The sequence below is a fragment of the Kitasatospora saccharophila genome, assembly GCF_039529925.1.
GTDB lineage: Bacteria > Actinomycetota > Actinomycetes > Streptomycetales > Streptomycetaceae > Kitasatospora > Kitasatospora saccharophila.
Genome location: NZ_BAAANS010000040.1, coordinates 51,762 through 73,509, shown reverse-complemented (window position 1 = coordinate 73,509; position 21,748 = coordinate 51,762). Strand labels below are relative to the sequence as shown.

19 protein-coding genes and 2 riboswitches are annotated in these 21,748 nt (G+C 73.9%); of the genes, 12 read left to right on the top strand and 7 right to left on the bottom strand.

The window, feature by feature from the left end:
- Positions 1-40: 40 nt before the first annotated feature.
- Complete coding sequence (locus ABD345_RS26530) at positions 41-1,513, bottom strand: MFS transporter (protein WP_344555341.1); 1,473 nt, start codon at positions 1,511-1,513, stop codon at positions 41-43.
- A gap of 169 nt (positions 1,514-1,682) precedes the next feature.
- Positions 1,683-2,852 carry a PRC and DUF2382 domain-containing protein gene (locus ABD345_RS26525; RefSeq protein WP_344555339.1) on the bottom strand — a complete coding sequence of 390 codons (1,170 nt, stop codon included), beginning with the start codon at positions 2,850-2,852 and terminating at the stop codon, positions 1,683-1,685.
- Positions 2,853-3,039: 187 nt separating this feature from the next.
- Positions 3,040-3,145: riboswitch (glycine riboswitch) on the top strand.
- A 2-nt stretch (positions 3,146-3,147) separates the two neighbouring features.
- A riboswitch (glycine riboswitch) is annotated at positions 3,148-3,274 on the top strand.
- Between the two features lie 90 nt (positions 3,275-3,364).
- Here ABD345_RS26525 and gcvP point away from each other — a divergent pair.
- Positions 3,365-6,235 (top strand): aminomethyl-transferring glycine dehydrogenase, encoded by a 2,871-nt coding sequence (gene gcvP / locus ABD345_RS26520; RefSeq protein WP_344555337.1) that lies wholly within the window; start codon positions 3,365-3,367, stop codon positions 6,233-6,235.
- 224 nt (positions 6,236-6,459) lie between these two features.
- Here gcvP and ABD345_RS26515 read toward each other — a convergent pair whose 3' ends face one another.
- Positions 6,460-6,834, bottom strand: coding sequence for a DUF1844 domain-containing protein (locus ABD345_RS26515; protein WP_344555335.1), 375 nt, complete (start codon positions 6,832-6,834; stop codon positions 6,460-6,462).
- A 484-nt stretch (positions 6,835-7,318) separates the two neighbouring features.
- Between ABD345_RS26515 and infC the strand changes: the two genes are divergently transcribed.
- From infC to pheT, 7 genes are all read left to right on the top strand, one after another.
- Positions 7,319-8,053, top strand: coding sequence for a translation initiation factor IF-3 (gene infC / locus ABD345_RS26510; protein ID WP_344555361.1), 735 nt, complete (start codon positions 7,319-7,321; stop codon positions 8,051-8,053).
- 133 nt (positions 8,054-8,186) lie between these two features.
- Positions 8,187-8,381 carry a 50S ribosomal protein L35 gene (rpmI, locus tag ABD345_RS26505; protein WP_030268653.1) on the top strand — a complete coding sequence of 65 codons (195 nt, stop codon included), beginning with the start codon at positions 8,187-8,189 and terminating at the stop codon, positions 8,379-8,381.
- 104 nt (positions 8,382-8,485) lie between these two features.
- Complete coding sequence (gene rplT, locus ABD345_RS26500) at positions 8,486-8,872, top strand: 50S ribosomal protein L20 (RefSeq protein ID WP_033256285.1); 387 nt, start codon at positions 8,486-8,488, stop codon at positions 8,870-8,872.
- Between the two features lie 103 nt (positions 8,873-8,975).
- Positions 8,976-9,845, top strand: a complete 870-nt coding sequence (locus ABD345_RS26495) for a TrmH family RNA methyltransferase (protein WP_344555330.1) — start codon at positions 8,976-8,978, stop codon at positions 9,843-9,845.
- A gap of 44 nt (positions 9,846-9,889) precedes the next feature.
- Positions 9,890-10,978: a sensor histidine kinase gene (locus tag ABD345_RS26490; protein WP_344555328.1), complete on the top strand. Its 1,089-nt coding sequence runs from the start codon at positions 9,890-9,892 to the stop codon at positions 10,976-10,978.
- A gap of 127 nt (positions 10,979-11,105) precedes the next feature.
- Positions 11,106-12,227: a phenylalanine--tRNA ligase subunit alpha gene (gene pheS / locus ABD345_RS26485; RefSeq protein ID WP_344555326.1), complete on the top strand. Its 1,122-nt coding sequence runs from the start codon at positions 11,106-11,108 to the stop codon at positions 12,225-12,227.
- Complete coding sequence (pheT, locus tag ABD345_RS26480; RefSeq protein WP_344555324.1) at positions 12,227-14,737, top strand: phenylalanine--tRNA ligase subunit beta; 2,511 nt, start codon at positions 12,227-12,229, stop codon at positions 14,735-14,737. Before pheS ends, pheT begins: the two co-directional genes overlap by 1 nt.
- Positions 14,738-14,809: 72 nt before the next feature.
- Here the strand turns inward: pheT and ABD345_RS26475 are convergent, their stop codons facing one another.
- A complete protein-coding gene (locus ABD345_RS26475; RefSeq protein WP_344555322.1) occupies positions 14,810-15,223 on the bottom strand; it encodes a hypothetical protein in 414 nt (137 codons plus the stop codon).
- Between the two features lie 126 nt (positions 15,224-15,349).
- On the opposite strand from ABD345_RS26475, the gene ABD345_RS26470 reads away from it, so the two are divergent.
- On the top strand, positions 15,350-16,549 hold the full coding sequence (locus ABD345_RS26470; protein WP_344555320.1) for an MFS transporter: 1,200 nt from the start codon (positions 15,350-15,352) through the stop codon (positions 16,547-16,549).
- Between the two features lie 3 nt (positions 16,550-16,552).
- Here the strand turns inward: ABD345_RS26470 and ABD345_RS26465 are convergent, their stop codons facing one another.
- On the bottom strand, positions 16,553-17,044 hold the full coding sequence (locus ABD345_RS26465) for a GNAT family N-acetyltransferase (RefSeq protein WP_344555318.1): 492 nt from the start codon (positions 17,042-17,044) through the stop codon (positions 16,553-16,555).
- Positions 17,045-17,304: 260 nt separating this feature from the next.
- Here ABD345_RS26465 and ABD345_RS26460 point away from each other — a divergent pair, with 260 nt between their 5' ends.
- Both ABD345_RS26460 and ABD345_RS26455 read left to right on the top strand, forming a co-directional pair.
- A complete protein-coding gene (locus tag ABD345_RS26460) occupies positions 17,305-18,165 on the top strand; it encodes a chitosanase (RefSeq protein WP_344555316.1) in 861 nt (286 codons plus the stop codon).
- Positions 18,166-18,349: 184 nt separating this feature from the next.
- Positions 18,350-18,745, top strand: a complete 396-nt coding sequence (locus tag ABD345_RS26455) for a hypothetical protein (RefSeq protein ID WP_344555314.1) — start codon at positions 18,350-18,352, stop codon at positions 18,743-18,745.
- A 34-nt stretch (positions 18,746-18,779) separates the two neighbouring features.
- On the opposite strand, the gene ABD345_RS26450 is transcribed toward ABD345_RS26455, so the two are convergent.
- On the bottom strand, positions 18,780-19,646 hold the full coding sequence (locus tag ABD345_RS26450; protein WP_344555312.1) for a 3-hydroxybutyryl-CoA dehydrogenase: 867 nt from the start codon (positions 19,644-19,646) through the stop codon (positions 18,780-18,782).
- A 241-nt stretch (positions 19,647-19,887) separates the two neighbouring features.
- On the opposite strand from ABD345_RS26450, the gene ABD345_RS26445 reads away from it, so the two are divergent.
- Positions 19,888-20,706, top strand: coding sequence for an SDR family NAD(P)-dependent oxidoreductase (locus tag ABD345_RS26445; RefSeq protein ID WP_344555310.1), 819 nt, complete (start codon positions 19,888-19,890; stop codon positions 20,704-20,706).
- 7 nt (positions 20,707-20,713) lie between these two features.
- On the opposite strand, the gene ABD345_RS26440 is transcribed toward ABD345_RS26445, so the two are convergent.
- Positions 20,714-21,718, bottom strand: a complete 1,005-nt coding sequence (locus ABD345_RS26440) for a ketopantoate reductase family protein (RefSeq protein ID WP_344555308.1) — start codon at positions 21,716-21,718, stop codon at positions 20,714-20,716.
- Positions 21,719-21,748 lie beyond the last annotated feature (30 nt).

The window sequence follows — 21,748 nt, the reverse complement described above, 5'->3', positions numbered from 1 at the left end:
CCGTGGCTGCTCGCGTGTGTCCAGGACGCGAGGGACGCCGTCAGGCGTCGGTCTTGGTGAGGGCCGGGGCGGCCTGCTCGGCGGGGAGGACGGGGGCGGGCCGGCCGGCGCGGATGGCGAACGGGACGGCGGCGGCGACCAGGCACATCGCGCCGGCCACCCAGAAGGCGTTCTGGTAGGCGCCCTCGGTGGGCAGCTGCACGGGGAGCGGCAGCTTGAGGGTGTTGCCGGTGAGGATCGCGCTCATCACGGCGGTGCCGATCGCGCCGCCGACGGTGCGCAGCACGGCGTTCATGCCGTTGGCGATGCCGGACTGCTCGGCGGGGACGGCGCCGTTGATGTAGGCGGGCATCGCGGCGTAGGCCAGGCCGACGCCGAGGCCGAAGACCGCGGAGGAGAAGTAGAGGTCGAACTCGGCGCCGTGGCGCAGCGCCAGGTAGGCCATCGAGACGGCGCCGAGGAAGCCGCCGAGGACCAGCGGGAGGCGGGGGCCGCGGCGGGCGATCAGCAGGGCGCCGAGCGGGGCGGCGACCATCGAGCCGATCGCGGAGGGCAGCAGCATGACGCCGGCGTGCAGGACGGTGGCGGTGAAGCCGTAGTGGGCGAGCTGCTCCGGGGTCTGCGCGAAGTTGCTGATCACCATGAACGAGCCGTACATGCCGAAGCCGATCAGCAGGCCGGAGAGGTTGGTGAAGGCGACGGCGGGGCGGGCCATCATCGACAGGTCGACCAGCGGGTGGGCGACCTTGGACTCGACGAGCAGCCAGACCAGGGCGATCACCGCGGCGGCGGCGAACAGGCCGAGGGTGCGGGTGGACGTCCAGCCCCAGTGGTTGCCCTGGCTGACGGCGATCAGCAGGGCGGAGAGCCAGCCGGCCAGGGTGAGCGCGCCGAGCGGGTCGGCGCCGCCCTCCTTGTCGGTGACCGGGTCGGCGGGCACCCGCAGGACGACCAGGGCGACGGCGACCAGGCCGAAGACCAGGCCCATCCAGAAGATCGACTTGTAGCTCCAGTGCTCCAGCAGCAGGCCGGTGGCGACCAGGCCGAGGCCGGAGCCGACGCCCATCGAGGCGGAGATCGCGGCGACGCCGCCGGTGACCCTGTGCCGGGGCAGCTCGTCGCGGACGATGCTGATCGCCAGCGGCAGCACGCCGCCGCCCGCGCCCTGCAGCACCCGGGCCACCACCAGCCAGGTGAAGGAGTGGGTGCCCACCGCGAGGGCGGAGCCGAGCACCAGGCCGGCCAGCGAGACCAGCAGCATGGGCTTGCGGCCGCGCAGGTCGCCGAAGCGGCCCAGCAGCGGGGTGAGGACCGCGGCGGACAGCAGGTTGGCGGTCATCAGCCAGGTGACGCTGGAGCCCGAGACGTTCAGCTCGCGGGCCAGGCCCGGCAGGATCGGGACGACCGCGGTCTGCACCACGCTGAACGCCAGCATGGCCAGGATCAGGGCGGGCAGGACCCGGGCGCTGGTGGGCTCGCTGGCCGTGGGGGCGGGCTGTGGTGCCTCACTCACGGGGACTCCTCCGACAGGTTGCTTCAGACAGGCGATAGTGCATGAACTGAAGTAACGATGTCGGGAGATGCTTCAGCATGTCAAATATCGATTGGTGAAGTTTTGGCAAAGCGCCCGGCCCCGGCCCGCCGGAGCGGACCGGGGCCGGGGCCGGGCGACCGGGGCGCCGTCAGGAACGCAGCGGCTCCGGACGGGTGTGCTCCGGGCCGCCGTTCGCGGCGGCCTGCTGGGCCCGGGCCGCCGTCGGCGACTGCGGCTGCGCGTTCCACGGCTGGCGCTGCTGCGGCGCCTCGCCGTCCCCGCCCGCACCGGAGGTCGCGTCGTGCACCTCCACCTGCTCGCGGCGCAGCTCCTCGCGGACCACCTCCTCCTCGGTGTACCGCTCCACCACCAGGCGCACCCGCTCGATCGGCGCCAGGTACTTGCGCACCACCGGGCGCTCCTCGTGCAGGGTGACCTCCTCGACCGCCTCGGCGATCTCCTGCTCGCTCAGCGCCGCCCGCTCCGCGTCCGACACCGGGATCCGCTCCACCCGCACCCGCTCGCGCACCACCGGCACCCGGCGCTCCACCTGCTCGGTGGTCACGTACTTGCGCAGCCGGGTGGTGCCCACCTCGTGCCACTCGGTGCTGATGTCGATCCGCTCCTCGCGGCAGGTGATCTCCACCGGCGCGGTCGGCTCCACCGCCGCCCGGCCCTCGGGCTGGGCCTGGTGGGGTTGCGACTGCGACTGGGACTGTTGGGCGTCCTGCCGGGTCGGCGCGGGCGCCGCCTTCGCCGTCGTGAAGGCGGCCGGGGCGGGGGCGGCGGTGGCAGCGGCGGCGGCCGGATCCGCGGCGGCGGGCGCGGGCGCGGGCGCGGGGGCCGGGGCCGGGGCGGGTGAGGGGGAGGAGGCGAGGGTGCCGAAATCGCGGTCCACCGCGGGCTCCTGGCGCTGGTGCTCCTTCGCCCCCGCTCCGGCCGCTCCGGCCGCTCCGGCCTCCGCCGCCTTCGCCGCCGGGGCCGCGGGCTCCGAGCCGGCGTCGCCGCCGGTGTCCAGCCCGTAGTAGCGGTACAGCTGCAACTCCTGGGCGGGCGAGAGGTGCTGGCCCACGCCGAAGTCCGGGGACTCCTTGATCAGCGACTTGTCGTACGGGACGCGCAACTCGTCGCCCGCGAACTCGCTGGTGGTCAGCGGGACGAAGGCGTCCCGGCCGAAGATCCCCGTGCGGACGGCCGCCCACTCCGGCTCGCCGGTGGCGTCGTCCAGGTACACCTCGTCGACCGTGCCGATCTTGTCACCGTTCCGGTCGACCGCCTTGTGCCCGATCAGGTCGCGCGGATCGATATCGGTCTGCACGCTGTCCTCCAGTCCTGCCGCTCCTCAGGGATGTCCGGGAGGCGGTCGGAGGAGCCTGCCGGGCCGCCACTTCACACCAAACGTCACGTAACGGACGGCGGCACTCCGGACACCGCCGTCCGGGGCAGATCACAGGGCCGCACCGGTGATCCCCGAGGCCCGCGCTGGTAACCTCGGAGGCGACCGCCGAGCCCGCTCGGGAGAGTCCCGACCCCGCCGGACAGGGGGGTGCGGGACGCCGAAGGAGCAACCCCTCCCCGGAATCTCTCAGGCATCCGTACCGAGCGAGAACAGGTCACTCTGGAAAGCAGGGCAGGACCGTCGGCACCGGAGCCGGCCGTCCCCGCCCTCGCCGACGGTGCAAGCCGTCCGGGCCCCGGCCCGGACGCGTGAAGCTCTCAGGTACCGATGACAGAGGGGGAGGCTGACGGGTTCGCCCGCGCGCCCGGCTTCCACGGCAGTCGGTCGGCGTGCGTACCACCGCCGGTCCGCGACCAGGAGGCCCGACCCCCATGAACGCCCAGCCGACGCTCAGCGACCTTGAGCAGGCCAGCCCCTTCGAGCACCGCCACATCGGCCCCGACAGCGACGCCCAGCAGAAGATGCTGGCCCAGGTCGGCTACGCCTCCCTGGACGAGCTGTCCGACGCCGCCGTCCCCGACGCCATCCGCAGCCTCACCGCGCTCGGCCTGCCCGCCGGCCGCAGCGAGGCCCAGGTGCTCGCCGAACTGCGCGAGCTGGCCGGCCGCAACCAGGTCCTCACCTCGATGATCGGCCTCGGCTACTACGGCACCTTCACCCCGCCGGTCATCCTGCGCAACGTGCTGGAGAACCCGGCCTGGTACACCGCCTACACCCCGTACCAGCCCGAGATCTCGCAGGGCCGCCTGGAGGCGCTGCTCAACTTCCAGACCGCGGTCGCCGACCTGACCGGCCTGGACACCTCCGGCTCCTCGCTGCTCGACGAGGGCACCGCCGCCGCCGAGGCGATGGCCCTGGCCCGGCGCGTCACCAAGAACAAGCCCGGCGTCTTCCTGGTCGACGCGGACACCCTGCCGCAGACCGTCGCCGTGATCGAGACCCGCGCCGAACCGACCGGCGTCGAGGTCGTCACCGCCGACCTCTCGAACGGCATCCCCGCCGAGATCGCCGAGCGCGGCGTCTTCGGCGTGCTGCTCCAGTACCCGGGCGCCTCCGGCGCGGTGCGGGAGATCAAGCCCGTCATCGACCAGGCCCACGGGCTCGGCGCCGTCGTCGCCGTCGCCGCCGACCTGCTCGCCCTCACCCTGCTGCGCTCGCCCGGCGAGCTCGGCGCCGACATCGCCTGCGGCACCTCGCAGCGCTTCGGCGTCCCGATGGGCTTCGGCGGCCCGCACGCCGGCTACCTCGCCGTCCGCGCCGAGTACGCCCGCAACCTGCCCGGCCGCCTGGTCGGGGTCTCGGTCGACGCCGACGGCAACCGCGCCTACCGGCTCGCCCTGCAGACCCGCGAGCAGCACATCCGCCGCGAGAAGGCCACCTCCAACATCTGCACCGCCCAGGTGCTGCTCGCCGTGATGGCCTCCATGTACGCCGTCTACCACGGCCCCGACGGCCTCGCCGACATCGCCCGCCGCACCCACCGCTACGCCGCCGCGCTCGCCGCCGGCCTGCGCGCGGGCGGCGTCGAACTCGCCCACGACGCCTTCTTCGACACCGTCACCGCGGTCGTCCCCGGCCGGGCCGACCAGGTCGTGGCCGCGGCGCTGGCCGGCGGCGTCAACGTCCACAAGGTCGACGGCGACCGGGTCTCGGTCTCCTGCGACGAGACCACCACCCGCGAGCACCTGGCGGCCGTGTTCGCCGCGTTCGGGGTCACGGCGGAGATCGCCGAGGACGCGGACGCGCTGCCCGCCGAGCTGCTGCGCGAGGACGAGTACCTCACCCACCCGGTCTTCCACAGCCACCGCTCCGAGACCGCCATGCTGCGCTACCTTCGCCGGCTCTCCGACCGCGACTACGCGCTCGACCGCGGCATGATCCCGCTGGGCTCCTGCACCATGAAGCTCAACGCGACCACCGAGATGGAGCCGATCACCTGGCCCGAGTTCGGGCAGCTGCACCCGTTCGCCCCGGTCGAGCAGGCCGAGGGCTACCTGACGCTGATCCGCGGGCTGGAGCAGCAGCTGGTGGAGGTCACCGGCTACGACGCGGTGTCGATCCAGCCGAACGCGGGCTCGCAGGGCGAGCTGGCCGGCCTGCTGGCCGTCCGGGCGTACCACCGGGCCAACGGCGACACCCAGCGCGACGTCTGCCTGATCCCGTCCTCCGCGCACGGCACCAACGCGGCCTCGGCGGCGATGGCCGGCATGCGGGTCGTCGTGGTCAAGACGCTCACCGACGGCGACGTGGACGTCGAGGACCTGAAGGCCAAGATCGAGCAGCACCGCGAGCAGCTGGCCGTGCTGATGGTCACCTACCCGTCCACCCACGGCGTGTTCGAGACCGAGATCACCCGGATCTGCGAACTCGTCCACGAGGCCGGCGGCCAGGTGTACGTCGACGGCGCCAACCTCAACGCGCTGGTCGGCCTCGCCAAGCCCGGCAAGTTCGGGGCGGACGTCTCGCACCTCAACCTGCACAAGACCTTCTGCATCCCGCACGGCGGCGGCGGCCCCGGCGTCGGCCCGGTCGCGGTGCGCTCGCACCTCGCGCCGTACCTGCCCAACCACCCGCTGCAGGCCGAGGCCGGCCCCGCGACCGGCGTCGGGCCGATCTCGGCCGCGCCCTGGGGCTCGGCGGCGATCCTGCCGATCTCCTGGTCGTACGTCCGCCTGATGGGCGGCGAGGGCCTCAAGCGCGCCACCCAGGTGGCCGTGCTCAACGCCAACTACATCGCCAAGCGGCTGGCCCCGCACTACCCCGTGCTCTACACCGGCCCCGGCGGGCTGGTCGCGCACGAGTGCATCATCGACCTGCGGCCGCTCAGCAAGGAGACCGGCGTCAGCGTCGACGACATCGCCAAGCGGCTCATCGACTACGGCTTCCACGCGCCGACCATGTCGTTCCCGGTCGCCGGGACGCTGATGATCGAGCCGACCGAGTCCGAGGACCTGCACGAGATCGACCGCTTCTGCGAGGCGATGATCGCGATCCGCGGCGAGATCGAGAAGGTCGGCGCGGGCGAGTGGGCGGCGGACGACAACCCGCTGCGCAACGCCCCGCACACCGCGGCGATGCTGGCCGGCGAGTGGGCGCACCCGTACACCCGCGAGGAGGCGGTCTTCCCGGCGGGCGTCAACCCGGCGGACAAGTACTGGCCGGCGGTGCGGCGCATCGACGGCGCGTACGGCGACCGGAACCTGGTCTGCTCCTGCCCGCCGCTGGACGAGTACGACGCGTAGCCGCGCAGCGGAAGCCGCCCGCCGAGGGGAGTTCTCTCGGTCGGGCGGCTTCCGCGTGTGCCCTGCCGCCGCGCGCAGTTCCCCGCGCCCCTGGCGGGGCGGGGGAGGCACGCCTTCGGCGGGAGAGGGGGAGGGGACGGAGAAGCCGCCCGACCGGGGGGAGTTCTCTCGGGGAGGGCGGCTTCCGTGGTGCGCGGTTCCTCGCGCCCCGGTGGGGCGGAGCGTCAGGAGTAGACCGGGCCGGTGAACTTCTCGCCGGGGCCGGAGCCGGGGGCGTCGGGGATGAGGGAGGCCTCGCGGAAGGCGAGCTGGAGGGAGCGGAGGCCGTCGCGGAGGGGGGCGGCGTGGAAGTTGGAGATCTCGGGGGCTCCGGCGGTGACCAGGCCGGCCAGGGCGGTGATCAGCTTGCGGGCCTCGTCGAGGTCCTTGTCGGCCTCGCCGCCCTCGGCGAGGCCGCACTTGACGGCGGCGGCGCTCATCAGGTGGACGGCGACGGTGGTGATCACCTCGACGGCGGGGACCTCGGCGATGTCGCGGGTCAGGTCGTCGAAGCCGAGGGCCTGCTCGGACTCGTGCGCGTGGTCGGGCTGGCTGGTCAAGGTGTCACTCCGAGGGGCTGGGGCGAAAGCGCGGTACGGAAGGAGCGTACAAGGCGGGCGGGAGGGGGCCGGTGGCGCCGGTCGGGCGGGCCGGAGGGCGCGGAATACCGGTCGGCCCGGAAACGCTGGTATGATTCGAGACTGACCGGCCAGGGGACCCTTTCGGGTTGCCCGGCCAGCAAGTGGAGGCTCCACCCAGGAGGCCCGAGAGGGCAACCGCGACAGTCTCCCACCCGCGCGGCCGAAGGGCCGACGGGTCCGGTCCGCGATGAGCGCCCGCGAGGGACTGTTCGTCGGCAGTGGTGCCCGCGAGGGTACCCCGGAACGTGTGGAGCCCCGCCTGTACCGTGCGGGGCTTTTTTCGTGCGCTCGGTGCCCTCGACGGGCAGCGGAGCATGAATGAAGCCCCGCCCAGTGGTCGAAACCACTACGTGCGACCGCCGCCCGACGGTCGCATCGGAAAAGGTGCAACCGAGGAGGCCCCATCAGCACCGAGCCCCGCATCAACGACCGGATCCGCGTCCCCGAGGTGCGACTCGTCGGTCCCAGCGGCGAGCAGGTCGGCATCGTCCCGCTCGCGAAGGCGCTGGAGCTTGCCCAGGAGTACGACCTGGACCTGGTCGAGGTCGCCGCCACGGCGCGCCCGCCGGTGTGCAAGCTCATGGACTACGGCAAGTTCAAGTACGAGTCGGCCATGAAGGCCCGTGAGGCGCGCAAGAACCAGGCGCACACGGTCATCAAGGAGATGAAGCTCCGGCCGAAGATCGACCCGCACGACTATGACACCAAGAAGGGTCACGTCGTCCGGTTCCTCAAGCAGGGCGACAAGGTCAAGATCACGATCATGTTCCGCGGTCGTGAGCAGTCCCGCCCCGAGCTGGGCTTCCGACTGCTGCAGCGGCTCGCGGACGACGTCCAGGACCTGGGCTTCGTGGAGTCCGCTCCGAAGCAGGACGGCCGAAACATGATCATGGTTCTCGGCCCGCACAAGAAGAAGACCGAGGCCATGGCCGAGGCCCGCGCCGCCGCCGACGCCCGCAAGGCGGAGCGGCTGGGTCGCGGACCGGCCGCGGACCAGGCGGATGACGTCGACGACGTCGAGGACATCGACGGCGCCGAGGACGAGGCGGCCGAGGTCGAGGAGACCGACGCCGCCGAGACCGAGGCCGCCGAGGCCGCCGAGGTCGAGCAGCCCGCCGAGGCCGCCCAGGACGCCTGAGCCCCAGGGCTCGGGTGACCGGGGGCCGAGGCACCCGGTTCCGGGGCGTCCCGCCCTGGAGACGAGATCCATCCAGTTCCGGCCCGCGCCGCACGGCGCGGGCCGGAACGGACCGACGAGGAGAAACGGCGACATGCCGAAGCAGAAGACGCACAGCGGCGCCAGCAAGCGCTTCAAGATCACTGGCTCCGGGAAGGTGCTGCGCGAGCGTGCCGGCCGTCGCCACCTGCTCGAGCACAAGCCCTCGACGCTGACCCGCAAGCTGGCCGGCAACGCCGAGATGGCCCCGGGCGACGCGAAGAAGATCAAGAAGCTTCTCGGCAAGTGATCGCCCGCCCGCGGCAGCGTCGCGGGCACCAGCTGATCCTTCCCGACCGAATCGAATAACGGACCGCCGGCACGATCCGAGGTCCGGAACCAAGGAGTAATGAAGTGGCACGCGTCAAGCGGGCAGTGAACGCCCACAAGAAGCGCCGGGTCATCCTCGAGCGGGCCTCCGGCTACCGCGGTCAGCGTTCGCGCCTGTACCGCAAGGCCAAGGAGCAGGTCACCCACTCGCTGGTCTACAACTTCAACGACCGCAAGAAGCGCAAGGGCGACTTCCGCCAGCTCTGGATCCAGCGCGTCAACGCCGCTGCCCGTGCCAACGGCATCACCTACAACCGCTTCGTCCAGGGCCTCAAGGCCGCTGGCGTCGAGATCGACCGCAAGATGCTGGCCGACCTCGCGGTGAACGACTCCGTGGCGTTCCAGGCCCTGGTCGAGGTCGCCCGGAAGGCGCTCCCGGCGGACGTCAACGCCCCCAAGGTCGCCGCCTGATCCAGGCCGTCGCCCTGAAAGCGTTCCCCGGACCCGCAGGCCGCCCGGCCTGCGGGTCCGTCGCGTATCGCGCCCCCGCCCGTCCGTGACGAAGATCGTGAGCATGAGCACCGACACCCCCCTGCTGACCTCCCTGCGCTCCCCGCGCGTCGTCGCCGCCCGCCGGCTCGCCAAGCGCAACCAGCGCGGCAAGGAGCGGCGCTTCCTGGCCGAGGGACCGCAGGCCGTCCGGGAGGCGGTGGCCTTCGGGCGGCTGCCGGACGGGGAGCACGCGGTGGTCGAGGTGTACGTGACGCCGGAGGCCGCCGGGCGGCACGCCGGGATCGTCGCCGCCGCGCGGGAGGCCGGGCTGCCGGTGCTGAGCGCCACCGAGGAGGTCGTCGCGGACATCTGCGACACCGTCACCCCGCAGGGCATCGTGGCGCTGTGCCGGTTCATCGACACCCCGTTCGAGCAGGTGCTGGCCGCCCGCCCGCGGCTGGTCGCCGTGCTCGCGCACGTGCGCGACCCCGGGAACGCGGGCACCGTGCTGCGCACCGCGGACGCGGCCGGGGCGGACGCGGTGGTGCTGACCGACGCCTCGGTGGACCCGTACAACCCGAAGGCGGTGCGGGCGTCCGTCGGCAGCCTGTTCCACCTGCCGGTGGCGACCGGGGTGCCGGTCGAGGAGGCGGTGGCCCGGCTGCGCGCGGCCGGGGTGCGGGTGCTGGCCGCGGACGGGGCCGGGCAGCGCGACCTCGACCAGGAGCTGGACGAGGGCACCCTGCAGGGCCCGTGCGCCTGGGTGTTCGGCAACGAGGCGTGGGGCCTGCCGGAGGAGACCCGCGCACTGGCGGACGAGGTGGTGAAGGTGCCCATCCACGGGCACGCGGAGAGCCTGAACCTCGCCACGGCCGCCGCCGTGTGCCTGTACGCCTCCGCGCGCGCCCAGCGCTCCCGCGGCGGGTGTCGCGTCGAGGGCCGGGCGCGCTAGGGTCGGTTCCTGGGCCTGCGAGGGGGCGGGCGGGGAGGACACCCATGGGCGGCGTCAACTGGGCACCGGTCGGACCTGACGACCTGCCGGACGGGCTGGTGGTCGCGGACGAGCGGGGCCGGGTGGTGGTCTTCAACCGGGCCGCGGAACGGATCACCGGACGCTCCGCGCACCGCGCGATCGGCGTCGAACTGGAACGGGCGCTGCCGCTGGAGGACCTGGACGGGCGACGCTGGTGGCGGCTCACCGACCCGTACGGCGGGCTCGCGGTGCGCACCGGGCAGCCCGAGCGGAACCTGCTGCTGGACGGGCGCGAGGTGCTGGTGTGCGCCAGGTACGTGCGCGCCGCGCCGCGCGGACCGGTCCGGCAGGTGGTGGTGACGCTGCGCGGCACCGAGGCGCGGCGGCGCACCGAGCGCTCGCACGCCGAGCTGATCGCCACCGTCGCGCACGAGCTGCGCTCCCCGCTGACCAGCGTCAAGGGCTTCACGGCGACGCTGCTGGCCAAGTGGGAGCGGTTCAACGACGGCCAGAAGCGGGTGATGCTGGAGACCGTCGACGCGGACGCCGACCGGGTGGTGCGGCTGATCGCCGAACTGCTGGACATCTCCCGGATCGACGCGGGCCGGCTGGAGATCCGCCGGCAGCGGATCGACCTGCCGGCCGCCGTGCACCGGCACGTGGCCGGGAAGGTCGCCGCCGGGATCCCCGCCGAGCGCTTCGACATCAAGGTGGCCGGGCCGCCCGCCGAGCAGTGGGGCGACCCGGACAAGATCGACCAGGTGCTGGCCAACCTGCTGGAGAACGCGGTCCGGCACGGCGAGGGCACCGTGACCATCGAGGTCGGTCCGGCGAAGGAGCTGGTGGAGGTGCCCGGCATCCCGCCGCGGGTGGTCGAGGGCACCGCGGTGACCGTCAGCGACCAGGGCGCCGGCATCCCCGAGGAGGCGATGCCGCGGGTGTTCACCCGGTTCTGGCGGGGCTCCAGGCGCGGCGGCACCGGCCTGGGCCTGTACATCGTCAAGGGCATCGTCGAGGCGCACGGCGGGGTGATCCGGATCAGCCGGGCCGACGGCGGCGGCGCCCGGTTCCGGTTCGTGCTCCCCGCGGGCGTCCCCGACTTCATGCTCTGAGCCCGCCCGGGGCGCGGCCACCCGCCCGGGGCGGTGGCGGGCTGCGACTACACTCGACCTTTGGCGTTCTGGGACGCCCGGCGACGCAGCAGACCTGATCACGAGCAGGAGCACGGGAAAGATAGAGATGTCGGCACCCAATAAGTCGTACGACCCGGTCGAGGTCGAGGCCCTCAAGCCCGAGGTGGTGGAACAGGCCCGGGACGAGGCGCTCGCCGCCTTCGCCGCCGCCGCCGACCTCGACGAGCTCAAGCAGGCGAAGGTCGCGCACACCGGCGACCGCTCCCCGCTGTCGCTCGCCAACCGCGAGATCGGCGCGCTGCCCCCGCAGGCCAAGGCCGCCGCGGGCAAGCTGATCGGCCAGGCCCGCGGCGCCGTCAACCAGGCCCTGGCCGCGCGCCAGGTCGAGCTGGAGGCGGAGCGCGACGCCCGGGTGCTGGTCGAGGAGGCGGTGGACGTCACCCTGCCGTACGGCCGGGTGCCGCGCGGCGCCCGGCACCCGCTGACCACGCTGGCCGAGCGCATCGAGGACACCTTCGTCGCGATGGGCTACCAGGTGGCCTCCGGCCCCGAGGTCGAGGCGGAGTGGCTGAACTTCGACGCCCTCAACCTGCACGCCGACCACCCGGCCCGCTCGATGCAGGACACCTTCTTCGTCGAGGCGCCCGACGGCACCGCCGACTCCGGCATGGTGCTGCGCACCCAGACCTCCCCGGTGCAGATCCGCGCGATGCTGGCCGGCGAGCCGCCGCTGTACGCGGTCAGCCCCGGCCGGGTCTACCGCACCGACGAGCTGGACGCCACCCACACCCCGGTGTTCCGCCAGGTCGAGGCGATCGCGGTGGACGAGGGCATCACCTTCGGCCACCTCAAGGGCACCATCGAGGTGCTGGTGGAGAAGCTGATCGGCGGCGGCCTCGAACTGCGCTGGCGCCCCTCGTACTTCCCGTTCACCGAGCCCAGCGCCGAGATCGACCTGCAGTGCTTCGTGTGCCGCGGCGCCTCGGTGGGCAACCCCGACCGCCCGTGCCGGACCTGCTCCTCGGAGGGCTGGATCGAGCTGGGCGGCTGCGGCGTGGTCAACCCGCGGGTGCTGGTCGCCGCGGGCATCGACCCGAACCGCTACAGCGGATTCGCCTTCGGCCTCGGCCTGGAGCGGATCCTGATGAACCGCCACAACGTCGCCGACATGCGCGACATGGTCGAGGGTGACGTCCGCTTCACCCTCCCGTTCGGGATGGAGATCTGATGCGCGTCCCGCTTTCCTGGCTGCGCGAGTACGTCGACCTGCCGGCGGGCGAGACCGGCCGCGACGTCGCGGCCCGGCTGGTCCGCGCGGGTCTCGAAGTGGAGACCGTCGAGCAGCTCGGCACCGACATCAAGGGCCCGCTGGTCGTCGGCGAGGTGCTCTCGATCGAGGAGCTGACCGGCTTCAAGAAGCCGATCCGGCACTGCTTCCTGAACGTCGGCGATGCCAACGGCACCGGCGAGCCGCAGGAGATCGTCTGCGGCGCCACCAACTTCCAGGTCGGCGACAAGGTCGTGGTGATCCTGCCCGGCGGCGTGCTGCCCGGCCCGTTCCCGATCTCCGCCCGGCAGACCTACGGCCACACCTCGGCCGGCATGATCTGCTCCGCCCGCGAGCTCGGCATGGGCGACGACCACAACGGCATCATCGTGCTGCCGCCCGAGTACGAGGCCGGCACCGACGCCCTCGAACTGCTGCAGCTGGTCGACGAGGTGCTCGACATCGCGGTCACCCCCGACCGCGGCTACTGCCTCTCGATGCGCGGCGTGGCCCGCGAGGCCGCCGCCGCGTACGGCCTGCCGCTGGCCGACCCGGCGCTGCTGGACGTGCCCCCGGCCAACTCGTACGGCTACCCGGTGAAGGTCGCCGACCCGGTCGGCTGCGACCGCTTCGTGGCGCGCACCGTCACCGGCGTCGACCCGGGCGCGAAGTCGCCGATCTGGCTGCAGCGCCGCCTGCAGAAGGCCGGGATCCGGCCGATCTCGCTGGCCGTCGACATCACCAACTACGTGATGCTTGAGGTCGGCCAGCCGCTGCACGCCTACGACCGGGGCCGGGTGGACGGGCCGATCCAGGTCCGCCGGGCGGTGGCGGGCGAGGAGCTCACCACGCTGGACGGCGTCAAGCGCAAGCTGTCCGCCGAGGACCTGCTGATCTGCGACAACTCCGGCCCGATCGGTCTGGCCGGCGTGATGGGCGGCGCCACCACCGAGATCCTCGACCCGGTCGTGGACGCGGAGACCGGCCTGGCCAGCGGCACCACCGAGATCATCATCGAGGCCGCGCACTTCGAGCCGGTCGCCATCGCCCGCGCCGCCAAGCGGCACAAGCTGCCCTCCGAGGCGTCCAAGCGCTTCGAGCGCGGCGTCGACCCGGAGGCCGCCCGGGCCGCCGCGCAGCGCGCCGTCGACCTGCTGGTGCTGATCGCCGGCGGCACCGCCGAGGCCGGGGTCACCGACATCGCCGCCCCGCACCCGGTGCGCACCATCCCGATCGACGCCGACCTGCCCGACCGGGTGGCCGGCGCCGAGTACGGCCGCGAGACCGTCGCCCGCCGCCTGCAGGAGGTCGGCTGCACGGTCGTCGGGACGGACGTCCTGGAGGTCACCCCGCCGTCCTGGCGGCCCGACCTGACCGACCCGTACGACCTCGCCGAGGAGGTCATCCGGCTGGAGGGCTACGACAACGTCCCGGCCCGGATGCCGGTCACCCCGCCCGGGCGCGGCCTCTCCGAGGCGCAGCGCTTCCACCGGCGGGTCGGCGTGGCGCTGGCCGGCGCGGGCTACGTGGAGATCAACGCGTACCCGTTCGTCGGCGACGCCTCCTTCGACGGCCTCGGGCTGGACGCCGACGACGCGCGCCGGCGCACCGTCAAGCTGGTCAACCCGCTGAACGACGCCGAGCCGGGGCTGCGCACCACGCTGCTGCCGGGCCTGCTGGGCGCGCTGCGGCGCAACGTCGGGCGCGGCAACACCGACCTGGCGATCTTCGAGACCGGCACGGTGTTCCTGCCCAAGGCCGAGCCGAAGGTCGCGCCGCGGCTGCCGGTGGACCGCCGGCCGACCGAGGAGCAGCTCGCCGAGCTGAACGCCGCCCTCCCCGACCAGCCGCGCCGGGTCGCCGTCGCGCTGACCGGCGAGCGGCTGCCCTCCGGCTGGTGGGGCAAGGGCGCGCCGTCCGGCTGGGCGGACGCGGTCGAGGCGGCCCGGGTGGTCGCCGCCGCCGCGGGCGTGGAGCTGACCGTCCGCCAGGCGCAGTACGCGCCGTGGCACCCGGGGCGCTGCGCCGAACTGCTGGTCGGCGACGAGGTCGTCGGCCACGCCGGCGAGCTGCACCCGCGCGTGGTCAAGGCGATGCACCTGCCGGAGCGCACCAGCGCGATGGAGCTCGACCTGGACCTGCTGTTCGCGGACGGCCGCCGGGTCTCCGGCCCGCCGGTCTCCGCCTACCCGGTGGCGACCCAGGACGTGGCGCTGATCGTGGACGCGGCCGTGCACGCCGCGGACGTGGAGGCGGCGCTGCGCGAGGGCGCGGGCGAACTGCTGGAGTCGCTGCGGCTGTTCGACGTGTTCACCGGCGAGCAGGCGGGCGCGGGCAAGAAGTCGCTGGCGTACACGCTGCGCTTCCGGGCCACCGACCGGACGCTGACGGCCGACGAGGCGTCGGCGGCCCGCGCGTCGGCGGTCGCGGTGGCCGGCGAGCGCACCGGCGCGGTGCTGCGCGGGGCCTGAGCGCCCGCCGCGTGACGGAGCCCCGTCGCACCCCCCGGGCGGGGGAGCGGCGGGGCTCCGCCGCGTCCGGGCTCAGACGCAGGTGGTGGACTTCAGGACGTCGACGATCCGGCTGACGACCCCGAGGTCGGGCTTGATCTCGTCGGTGGTGAACTCGGCGCCCGCGGTGCGGGCCACCTCGTCCTCGCTCTTGCCGGCCCGGATGGCCTCGCAGACCGTGTCGGCGCCGGCGATCGCCTTCTCCTGGTCGGTGACCAGGCCGGGGTCGATGTCGGCGAGGTCGCCGAGCATGGCGGCCTCGGCGCCGGCGAGTTCGGCCCAGTCGGCGCCGGAGGCGGAGGCGGTGGCGGCGGGCCTGGCGTCGCCGCCCTTCCCGCCACCGCCCTTCGAGTCGCTGCCCGGGAAGTCGCAGGAGCTCAGGGCCAGGGCGAGGCCGGCGCCCAGGAGGCCGGCGGCGGTCCGGGTGAGGACGGGACGGGTACGCATGGCCGCCACTGTGCCAGAACCGGCGGCCGCGGGGGTGAAAACCCGTGCGGGAGCGGGCCGTTGACTGCTATGTTCTCGTCGTCGGCCTTCGAACGCGCCCTCGCGGCAGCGTCGGAGGCTTTTTTCATGACTGGACACGGGTACCGGGCGCTGCTGCGGCAGCGCGAGTTCGCGGGGTTGTACGCAGGTTTCACGCTGCTGGCGGGGGCCGGGACGCTGTCCGGCTTCGCGCTGGGCGCGCTGGTGCGGGAGCGCACCGGGTCGCCGTTCCTGACGGCGGTGAGCATGTACGGGTCGTCGTTCGCGGCGGTGCTGGGCGCGCTGACGCTGATGTCGGTCGCGGACGGGGCGCGGCCGCGCCGGACGCTGGTGGCGCTGCACCTGCTGGCGCTGGCGGCGACGCTGGCGCAGGCGGTGCCGGGGCTGCCGCTGGCGGGACGGTTCGCGCTGCTGCTGGTGGTCGGGTTCTTCCAGGCGCTCGGCACCGGGACCCGGATGGGCCTGCTGGCGGAGATCGTGCCGCCGGAGGGCTACGCGCCGGCCAGGTCGCTGATGAACGTCACGGCGGGCGGCGCGACGGTGCTCGGCTTCGCGCTCGGCGGGGTGCTGCTGACCGTCCTGACGCCGTACCGGCTGCTGTGGGCGGCGGCCGGGCTGACGGCGCTGGCGACGGTGGCGGTGGCGGCCACGGTGCGGGAGCGGTCGGTCCGGCCGCCGCGCAGGCCGGGGCTGCGGGAGACCTGGCGGGGCAACGTCGAACTGCTGGGCCGGCCGGGGCGGCGGGCGCTGCTGCTGAACCTGTGGGTGCCCAACGGGCTGGTGGTGGGCTGCGAGGCGCTCTTCCTGCCGTACGCGCCCGGGGCGGCCGGGACGCTGCTGGCGGCGGGCTCGGCCGGGATGCTGGTGGGGGACCTGCTGGTGGGGCGGCTGCTGGACGCGGCCCGGCGGGCCCGGCTGGCGTACGGGCTGCGGCTGCTGCTGGCGGGGCCGTTCCTGCTGCTGGCGGCCCGGCCGCCGGTGTGGGCGGCGGCGCTGGCGGTGGGCGTGGCGGGCGTCGGGTTCGCGGCGACGCTGCCGTTGCAGGAGCGGCTGCTGGCGCTGACGCCCGGCGCCGCCCGGGGGCAGGTGCAGGGGGTGGAGTCGGCGGGCCGGATCGCCTGGCAGGGCGTGGGCGCGGCGCTGGCGGGCGCCCTGGCGCAGTGGGTGGAGGTGCGCTGGGCGATCGGGGCGGCGGCCGCGCTGTCGCTGCTGGTGACGGTCGCCTCCCGGCCGGCGGTGGTGCGGGAGACGGCGGGGGCGGCCGCGGTGGGTGGCGGGGGAGCGTGAGGGTCACAGCCGCCGGTGCATGACGTACAGGTCGACGTAGCCCAGGCGGGGGTGGCGGAAGCCCTCGGGGACGGTGCCGACCACGGCGAAGCCCAGCGAGCGGTAGAGGCCGACGGCGGGGGCGTTGCTGGCGACCACGGCGTTGAACTGCACGGCGCGGAAGCCCCGTTCGCGGGCCCAGCGGAGGGCCTCCTCGCCCAGGGCGCGGCCGGTGCCGCGCCCGGCGTGGTCCGGGTCGACCATGAAGCTGGCGCTGGCGACGTGCGCGCCGCCGCCCGCCTGGTTGCGGTTCATCTTGGCGGTGCCGAGGACGGCGCCGGTGGTGTCGTCGACGGCGACCACGGTGCGGTCGGGGGCGGGCAGCATCCACCAGCCGCGGGCCTCGGCGGACGTCAGGTCGGTCGGGTAGGTGAAGGTCTCGCCGGCGGCGACGATGCGGTGGAAGAACGGCCAGACGGCGGCCCAGTCCTCCGGAGTGGCTTCGCGGATCTCCATCCGGCCCAGCATGGTCGCCGTCCGGCCCGGGGGCCAGCGGTTTTCCGGCGCCGGGCGGTGGGCGGGGCGGTGCGCGGTGCGGCGGCGGGGGAGTGACGGACCGTCGGGGCGGTGGGCCGGCCGGGTGGGCGAGTTGGCCCGGATGCCGTCGCACGCCTTGCGGAGGGGGGCGGCGGGACGCTTCAATCATGGTTAGGAAAGTTTCCTAACCCACCTTCCGCGGGCACCCCCATGCCCGCGGCCGGCAGACGGAGCGTCAGATGCACCCCAGCAAGCACCGCACCGCTCGTACCGCCCGCACCACCCGGGCCGCCCTCGCGATCCTGGTCGGCGCCCTCCCGCTGACCCTGGCCGCGGCCGGGACCGGACACGCCGCCACCCCCGCGGCGAGCACCGTGGCGGTGGCGGCCGTCGGACTGGACGACCCGGCGAAGAAGGAGATCGCCATGGAGCTGGTCTCCTCGGCCGAGAACTCCTCGCTCGACTGGAAGGCCCAGTACAAGTACATCGAGGACATCGGCGACGGCCGCGGCTACACCGCGGGCATCATCGGCTTCTGCTCCGGCACCGGCGACATGCTCGAACTCGTCCAGCACTACACCGACCTCAAGTCCGGCAACGTCCTGGCCAAGTACCTGCCCGCGCTGAAGAAGGTCAACGGCACCGACTCGCACTCCGGCCTCGGCAGCGCCTTCGTCAACGACTGGAAGACCGCCGCCAAGGACACCGTCTTCCAGCAGGCCCAGAACGACGAGCGCGACCGGGTCTACTTCAACCCCTCGGTCAAGCAGGCCAAGGCCGACGGGCTGCGCGCGCTCGGCCAGTTCATCTACTACGACGCCATCGTGATGCACGGCCCCGGCAGCAGCTCCGACAGCTTCGGCGGGATCCGCGCCGCCGCGATGAAGAAGGCCAAGACCCCGGCCCAGGGCGGCGACGAGACCACCTACCTCAAGGCGTTCCTGGACGCCCGGAAGGTGATCATGAAGCAGGAGGAGGCGCACGCCGACACCAGCCGGGTCGACACCGAGCAGCTGGTCTTCCTGAACGCCGGGAACTTCGACCTCACCCCGCCGCTCAAGTGGAAGGTCTACGGCGACCCGTACCAGATCAACGCCTGACACCCCCGACCCGGACGGCCCGGCGCCCGCACGCGCCGGGCCGTCCGCCGTGCCCGGTTCATTCGCTGACGTACCGTCAACACACTTGCTCCGCACGGTTATTACGGATCGGACACATTCCGGACGGGCGGCCCCGGCGGCTCGTAGCGTCGGCCTCGACCCGTGTCCGGCCCGAGGGGAGACCATGCGCACCCGAGCGATCGCCACCGCCCTCCTGGTCGCCGCGCTGGCCCTGGCGGCGGCCGGCTGCGACCAGGACGACGACGGCCGGACGGCGGGCGCGGAGGACGCCGGGCGGGCCGCGTTCGGCGACGTCGAACTGACCTCCTGCCAGGTGGACGACGAACTGAGCTGGCCCTCCGCCACCGTCCGGATCACCAACCACACCGCCACCACCAGCAACTACGTGGTGCAGATCGCCTTCGACGACGGCGCCGGCCGCCAGGTCACCGAGGGCGTCGCCGCCGCCAGCTCCCTCCCGCCCGGCCAGGACGCCCTCGAACACGCCCAGGGCACCGCCGACCCGCACGGCCCGGTCAGCTGCCGGATCGCCGACATCGCCCGCTACGCCAGCCCCTGAGGACCCGCACCCCCCGGCGGGCGGGAGGGGTGGTTCAGGAAGCGGTGTAGTCGTAGAAGCCGCGGCCGGACTTGCGGCCGAGCAGGCCCGCGTCGACCATCCGGGAGAGCAGCGGCGGGGCCGCGTACAGGGGCTCCTTGTACTCGTGGTACATCGACTCGGCGATCGAGACGATGGTGTCCAGGCCGATCAGGTCGCACAGGCGCAGCGGGCCCATCGGGTGGGCGCAGCCGGCCTCCATGCCCTTGTCGATGTCGGCGGCGGTGGCGACGCCGGACTCGAACATCCGGACGGCGGAGAGCAGGTAGGGGACGAGCAGGGCGTTGACCACGAAGCCGGCCCGGTCGCGGGCGCGGATCGGCTCCTTGCCGAGGACCTCGACGGCGAACTGCTCGGCGCGGGTGGTGGTCTCGGCGGAGGTGGTCAGGGTCGGGATGACCTCGACGAGCTTCTGCACCGGGGCCGGGTTGAAGAAGTGCAGGCCGATCACCTGCTCGGGGCGGCCGGTCGCGGCGGCCAGCTTGACGATCGGGATGGAGGAGGTGTTGGAGGCCAGGACGGCGTCTCGGCGGGTCACCACCTGGTCCAGGGTCTGGAAGATCTTGACCTTGACGTCCTCGCGCTCGGCCACCGCCTCGACCACCAGGTCCCGGTCGTGGAAGTCGGCGAGCTCGGTGGTGAACGACAGCCGGGCCAGCGCCGCGTCCCGGTCCTCCTCGGAGAGCTTGCCGCGCCGCACCGCGGTCTCCAGCGAGTTGGTCAGCCGGGTGCGCCCGAGCTCCAGGGCCTCGCCGCTGGCCTCCGAGATCAGCACCTCCAGGCCGGAACGGGCGAAGACCTCGGCGATGCCGGACCCCATGAGGCCGCAGCCGACTACTCCGACGCGCGCGATGTCGCTCACTCAAATGCCCTTCGGGACGGAGCCGGGGGTCACCCGGCCGGGGTGTCGCGGGCGCCGCGGCCCGCCCGGACGACGGTACTACCTGCCTTAACGCCCGTTCACATCGGTGCGTGCCGACGACGGCGGCGCGCCGGGCGCTGGGCCGAACGGGTGGGCGTCGGCGGTGCGCCGCGCGCGCTCCCCCGTGCGCCCCCCGGGGCGGACCACAATGCGGAGGTCCAGCCGGAGGAGGGAGCAGGACATGGGGACGGGATCACTCGCCGGACAGGTCGGACTGGTCACGGGGGCCGGACGCGGCATCGGCCGCGAGATCGCCATCGGGCTGGCCGCCGAGGGCATGGCCGTCGGACTGATCGGCCGCACCCAGGACAAGCTGATCGCCACCCTCAAGGAGTGCGTGCGGCACGGCGCCCGCGGCGTCGCCGTCACCGCCGACGTCACCCGCCCCGGCGCCGTCCGGGAGGCCGTCCGCTCGATCGAGCGCGACCTCGGCCCCGTCGACCTGCTGGTCAACAACGCCGGGCAGGTCGACCGCGCCGAGGTGCCGATCTGGGAGACCGACCCCGCCCAGTGGTGGCAGGTCGTCGAGACCAACCTGCGCGGCCCCTACAACCTGCTGCGCAACGTCCTGCCCGGCATGGTGCAGCGCCGCCGCGGCCGGGTCGTCAACCTCAACAGCGGCTTCGCGCTGCGCCCCGACGGCCACTACACCGCCTACGCCACCTCCAAGGGCGCGCTGCTCCAGCTCTCCGACAACATCGCCGACTCGGTCGGCAGGCACGGCGTCGTGGTGCTCGACATCAGCCCCGGCGCGGTCGCCACCGAGACGACCGCCGGGATGGAGATGTTCCGGGACATGAAGGCATGGGGCTCCATCCCGTACATGGTCGCCGTCACCGTCGACGCCGCCCGCGGCCGCTTCGACGGGCTGCACGGGCGCTTCCTGCACGCCGGGCGCGACAACCTGGAGACCCTGGTGGCCTCCGCCGCCACCATCCGCTCCACCGACGCCCGCACGCTGCGGCTGCGCCCGTACGGACCGGACGACCCGATGGGGTGACGCCCGTTCAGGCGTCGAGCAGGTCGGCCAGGTCGGCCAGGTCGGCCTCCGGGAGGGAGCCGGCCGGCCGGCCCTCGCGGGCGAAGGCGGCGGCCAGGCGCTGCAGGGCCGCGTTGAGCGGCGTCGGCACCCCGTGCAGGCGGCCCAGCAGGACCACCTCGCCGTTCAGGTAGTCGGCCTCGATGTCGCCGGTGCCGCGCACCAGCGACTGCCAGGACGAACCGCCGCTGCGCGCCGCGCCCGCCAGCGGCAGCAGCGTCACCCGGTCGCCGCGCCTGGCCCGCTGCTCCTCCTCGGACGGGTACGTGATCCCGGCGGCCGCCAGCACCGCCCCGCCCTCCGCCAGGGCCCGCCGCCACAGCCGCATCCGCAGCTCGCCGTCGATCGGGCCGGCCACCGCCTCCAGCGCGTTGCCCAGGTTGCTCAGCAGCTTCGCGTACTTCCAGGCCATCACGTCCTCGACCGCGTACCCGTCGAAGTGCGAGTCGTCCAGGTCGGCGGCGATCCGGGCGGCCGTCCCGTCCGTGCCGTGCGGGTAGCGGCCCAGGTGCAGCACGCCCGAGCGGGGCGAGCCCGCCGCCGAGACCGCGCCCGGCTCCAGGTGGGTGGACGGCAGCCACACGCACATCCCGTACACCCGGGCGAAGCGGCGCAGCGCCAGCCGCTCGTTCTCCACGCCGTTCTGCGCGCACACCAGCGGCAGCCGCTCGCCCGCCGTCCCGCCGCCCGCGACCGGGCGGGGCGCCCACTGGTCGAGCAGGGCCGCCGAGTGCTGGGTCTTCACCGCCAGCACCAGCACGTCGTCCGGGGTCAGCTCGACCTCCTCCGGGCCGCCGACCGCCGGGACCGGCAGCAGGTGGGTGCCGTCCGGGACGGTCAGCCGCAGGCCGTCGGCGCGCAGCGCGGCCAGGTGCGGGCCGCGGGCGACCAGCAGGACGTCGCGGCCGCCGCGGTGCAGGCGTCCGCCGATGGTGCCGCCGACCGCGCCGGCGCCCAGGAAGATGTAGCGCATGGGGACGAGCATGCCACGGCGGGGGCCTTG

Excerpts from the sequence above, each read along its gene's own strand:
- gcvP (WP_344555337.1), top strand. The coding sequence starts at position 3,365 with ATGAACGCCCAGCCGACGCTCAGCGACCTTGAGCAGGCCAGCCCCTTC.
- rpmI (WP_030268653.1), top strand. The coding sequence starts at position 8,187 with ATGCCGAAGCAGAAGACGCACAGCGGCGCCAGCAAGCGCTTCAAGATC.
- ABD345_RS26495 (WP_344555330.1), top strand. The coding sequence starts at position 8,976 with ATGAGCACCGACACCCCCCTGCTGACCTCCCTGCGCTCCCCGCGCGTC.
- ABD345_RS26490 (WP_344555328.1), top strand. The coding sequence starts at position 9,890 with ATGGGCGGCGTCAACTGGGCACCGGTCGGACCTGACGACCTGCCGGAC.
- pheS (WP_344555326.1), top strand. The coding sequence starts at position 11,106 with ATGTCGGCACCCAATAAGTCGTACGACCCGGTCGAGGTCGAGGCCCTC.
- pheT (WP_344555324.1), top strand. The coding sequence starts at position 12,227 with ATGCGCGTCCCGCTTTCCTGGCTGCGCGAGTACGTCGACCTGCCGGCG.
- ABD345_RS26475 (WP_344555322.1), bottom strand. The coding sequence starts at position 15,223 with ATGCGTACCCGTCCCGTCCTCACCCGGACCGCCGCCGGCCTCCTGGGC.
- ABD345_RS26470 (WP_344555320.1), top strand. The coding sequence starts at position 15,350 with ATGACTGGACACGGGTACCGGGCGCTGCTGCGGCAGCGCGAGTTCGCG.
- ABD345_RS26465 (WP_344555318.1), bottom strand. The coding sequence starts at position 17,044 with ATGGAGATCCGCGAAGCCACTCCGGAGGACTGGGCCGCCGTCTGGCCG.
- ABD345_RS26460 (WP_344555316.1), top strand. The coding sequence starts at position 17,305 with ATGCACCCCAGCAAGCACCGCACCGCTCGTACCGCCCGCACCACCCGG.
- ABD345_RS26455 (WP_344555314.1), top strand. The coding sequence starts at position 18,350 with ATGCGCACCCGAGCGATCGCCACCGCCCTCCTGGTCGCCGCGCTGGCC.
- ABD345_RS26445 (WP_344555310.1), top strand. The coding sequence starts at position 19,888 with ATGGGGACGGGATCACTCGCCGGACAGGTCGGACTGGTCACGGGGGCC.
- ABD345_RS26440 (WP_344555308.1), bottom strand. The coding sequence starts at position 21,718 with ATGCGCTACATCTTCCTGGGCGCCGGCGCGGTCGGCGGCACCATCGGC.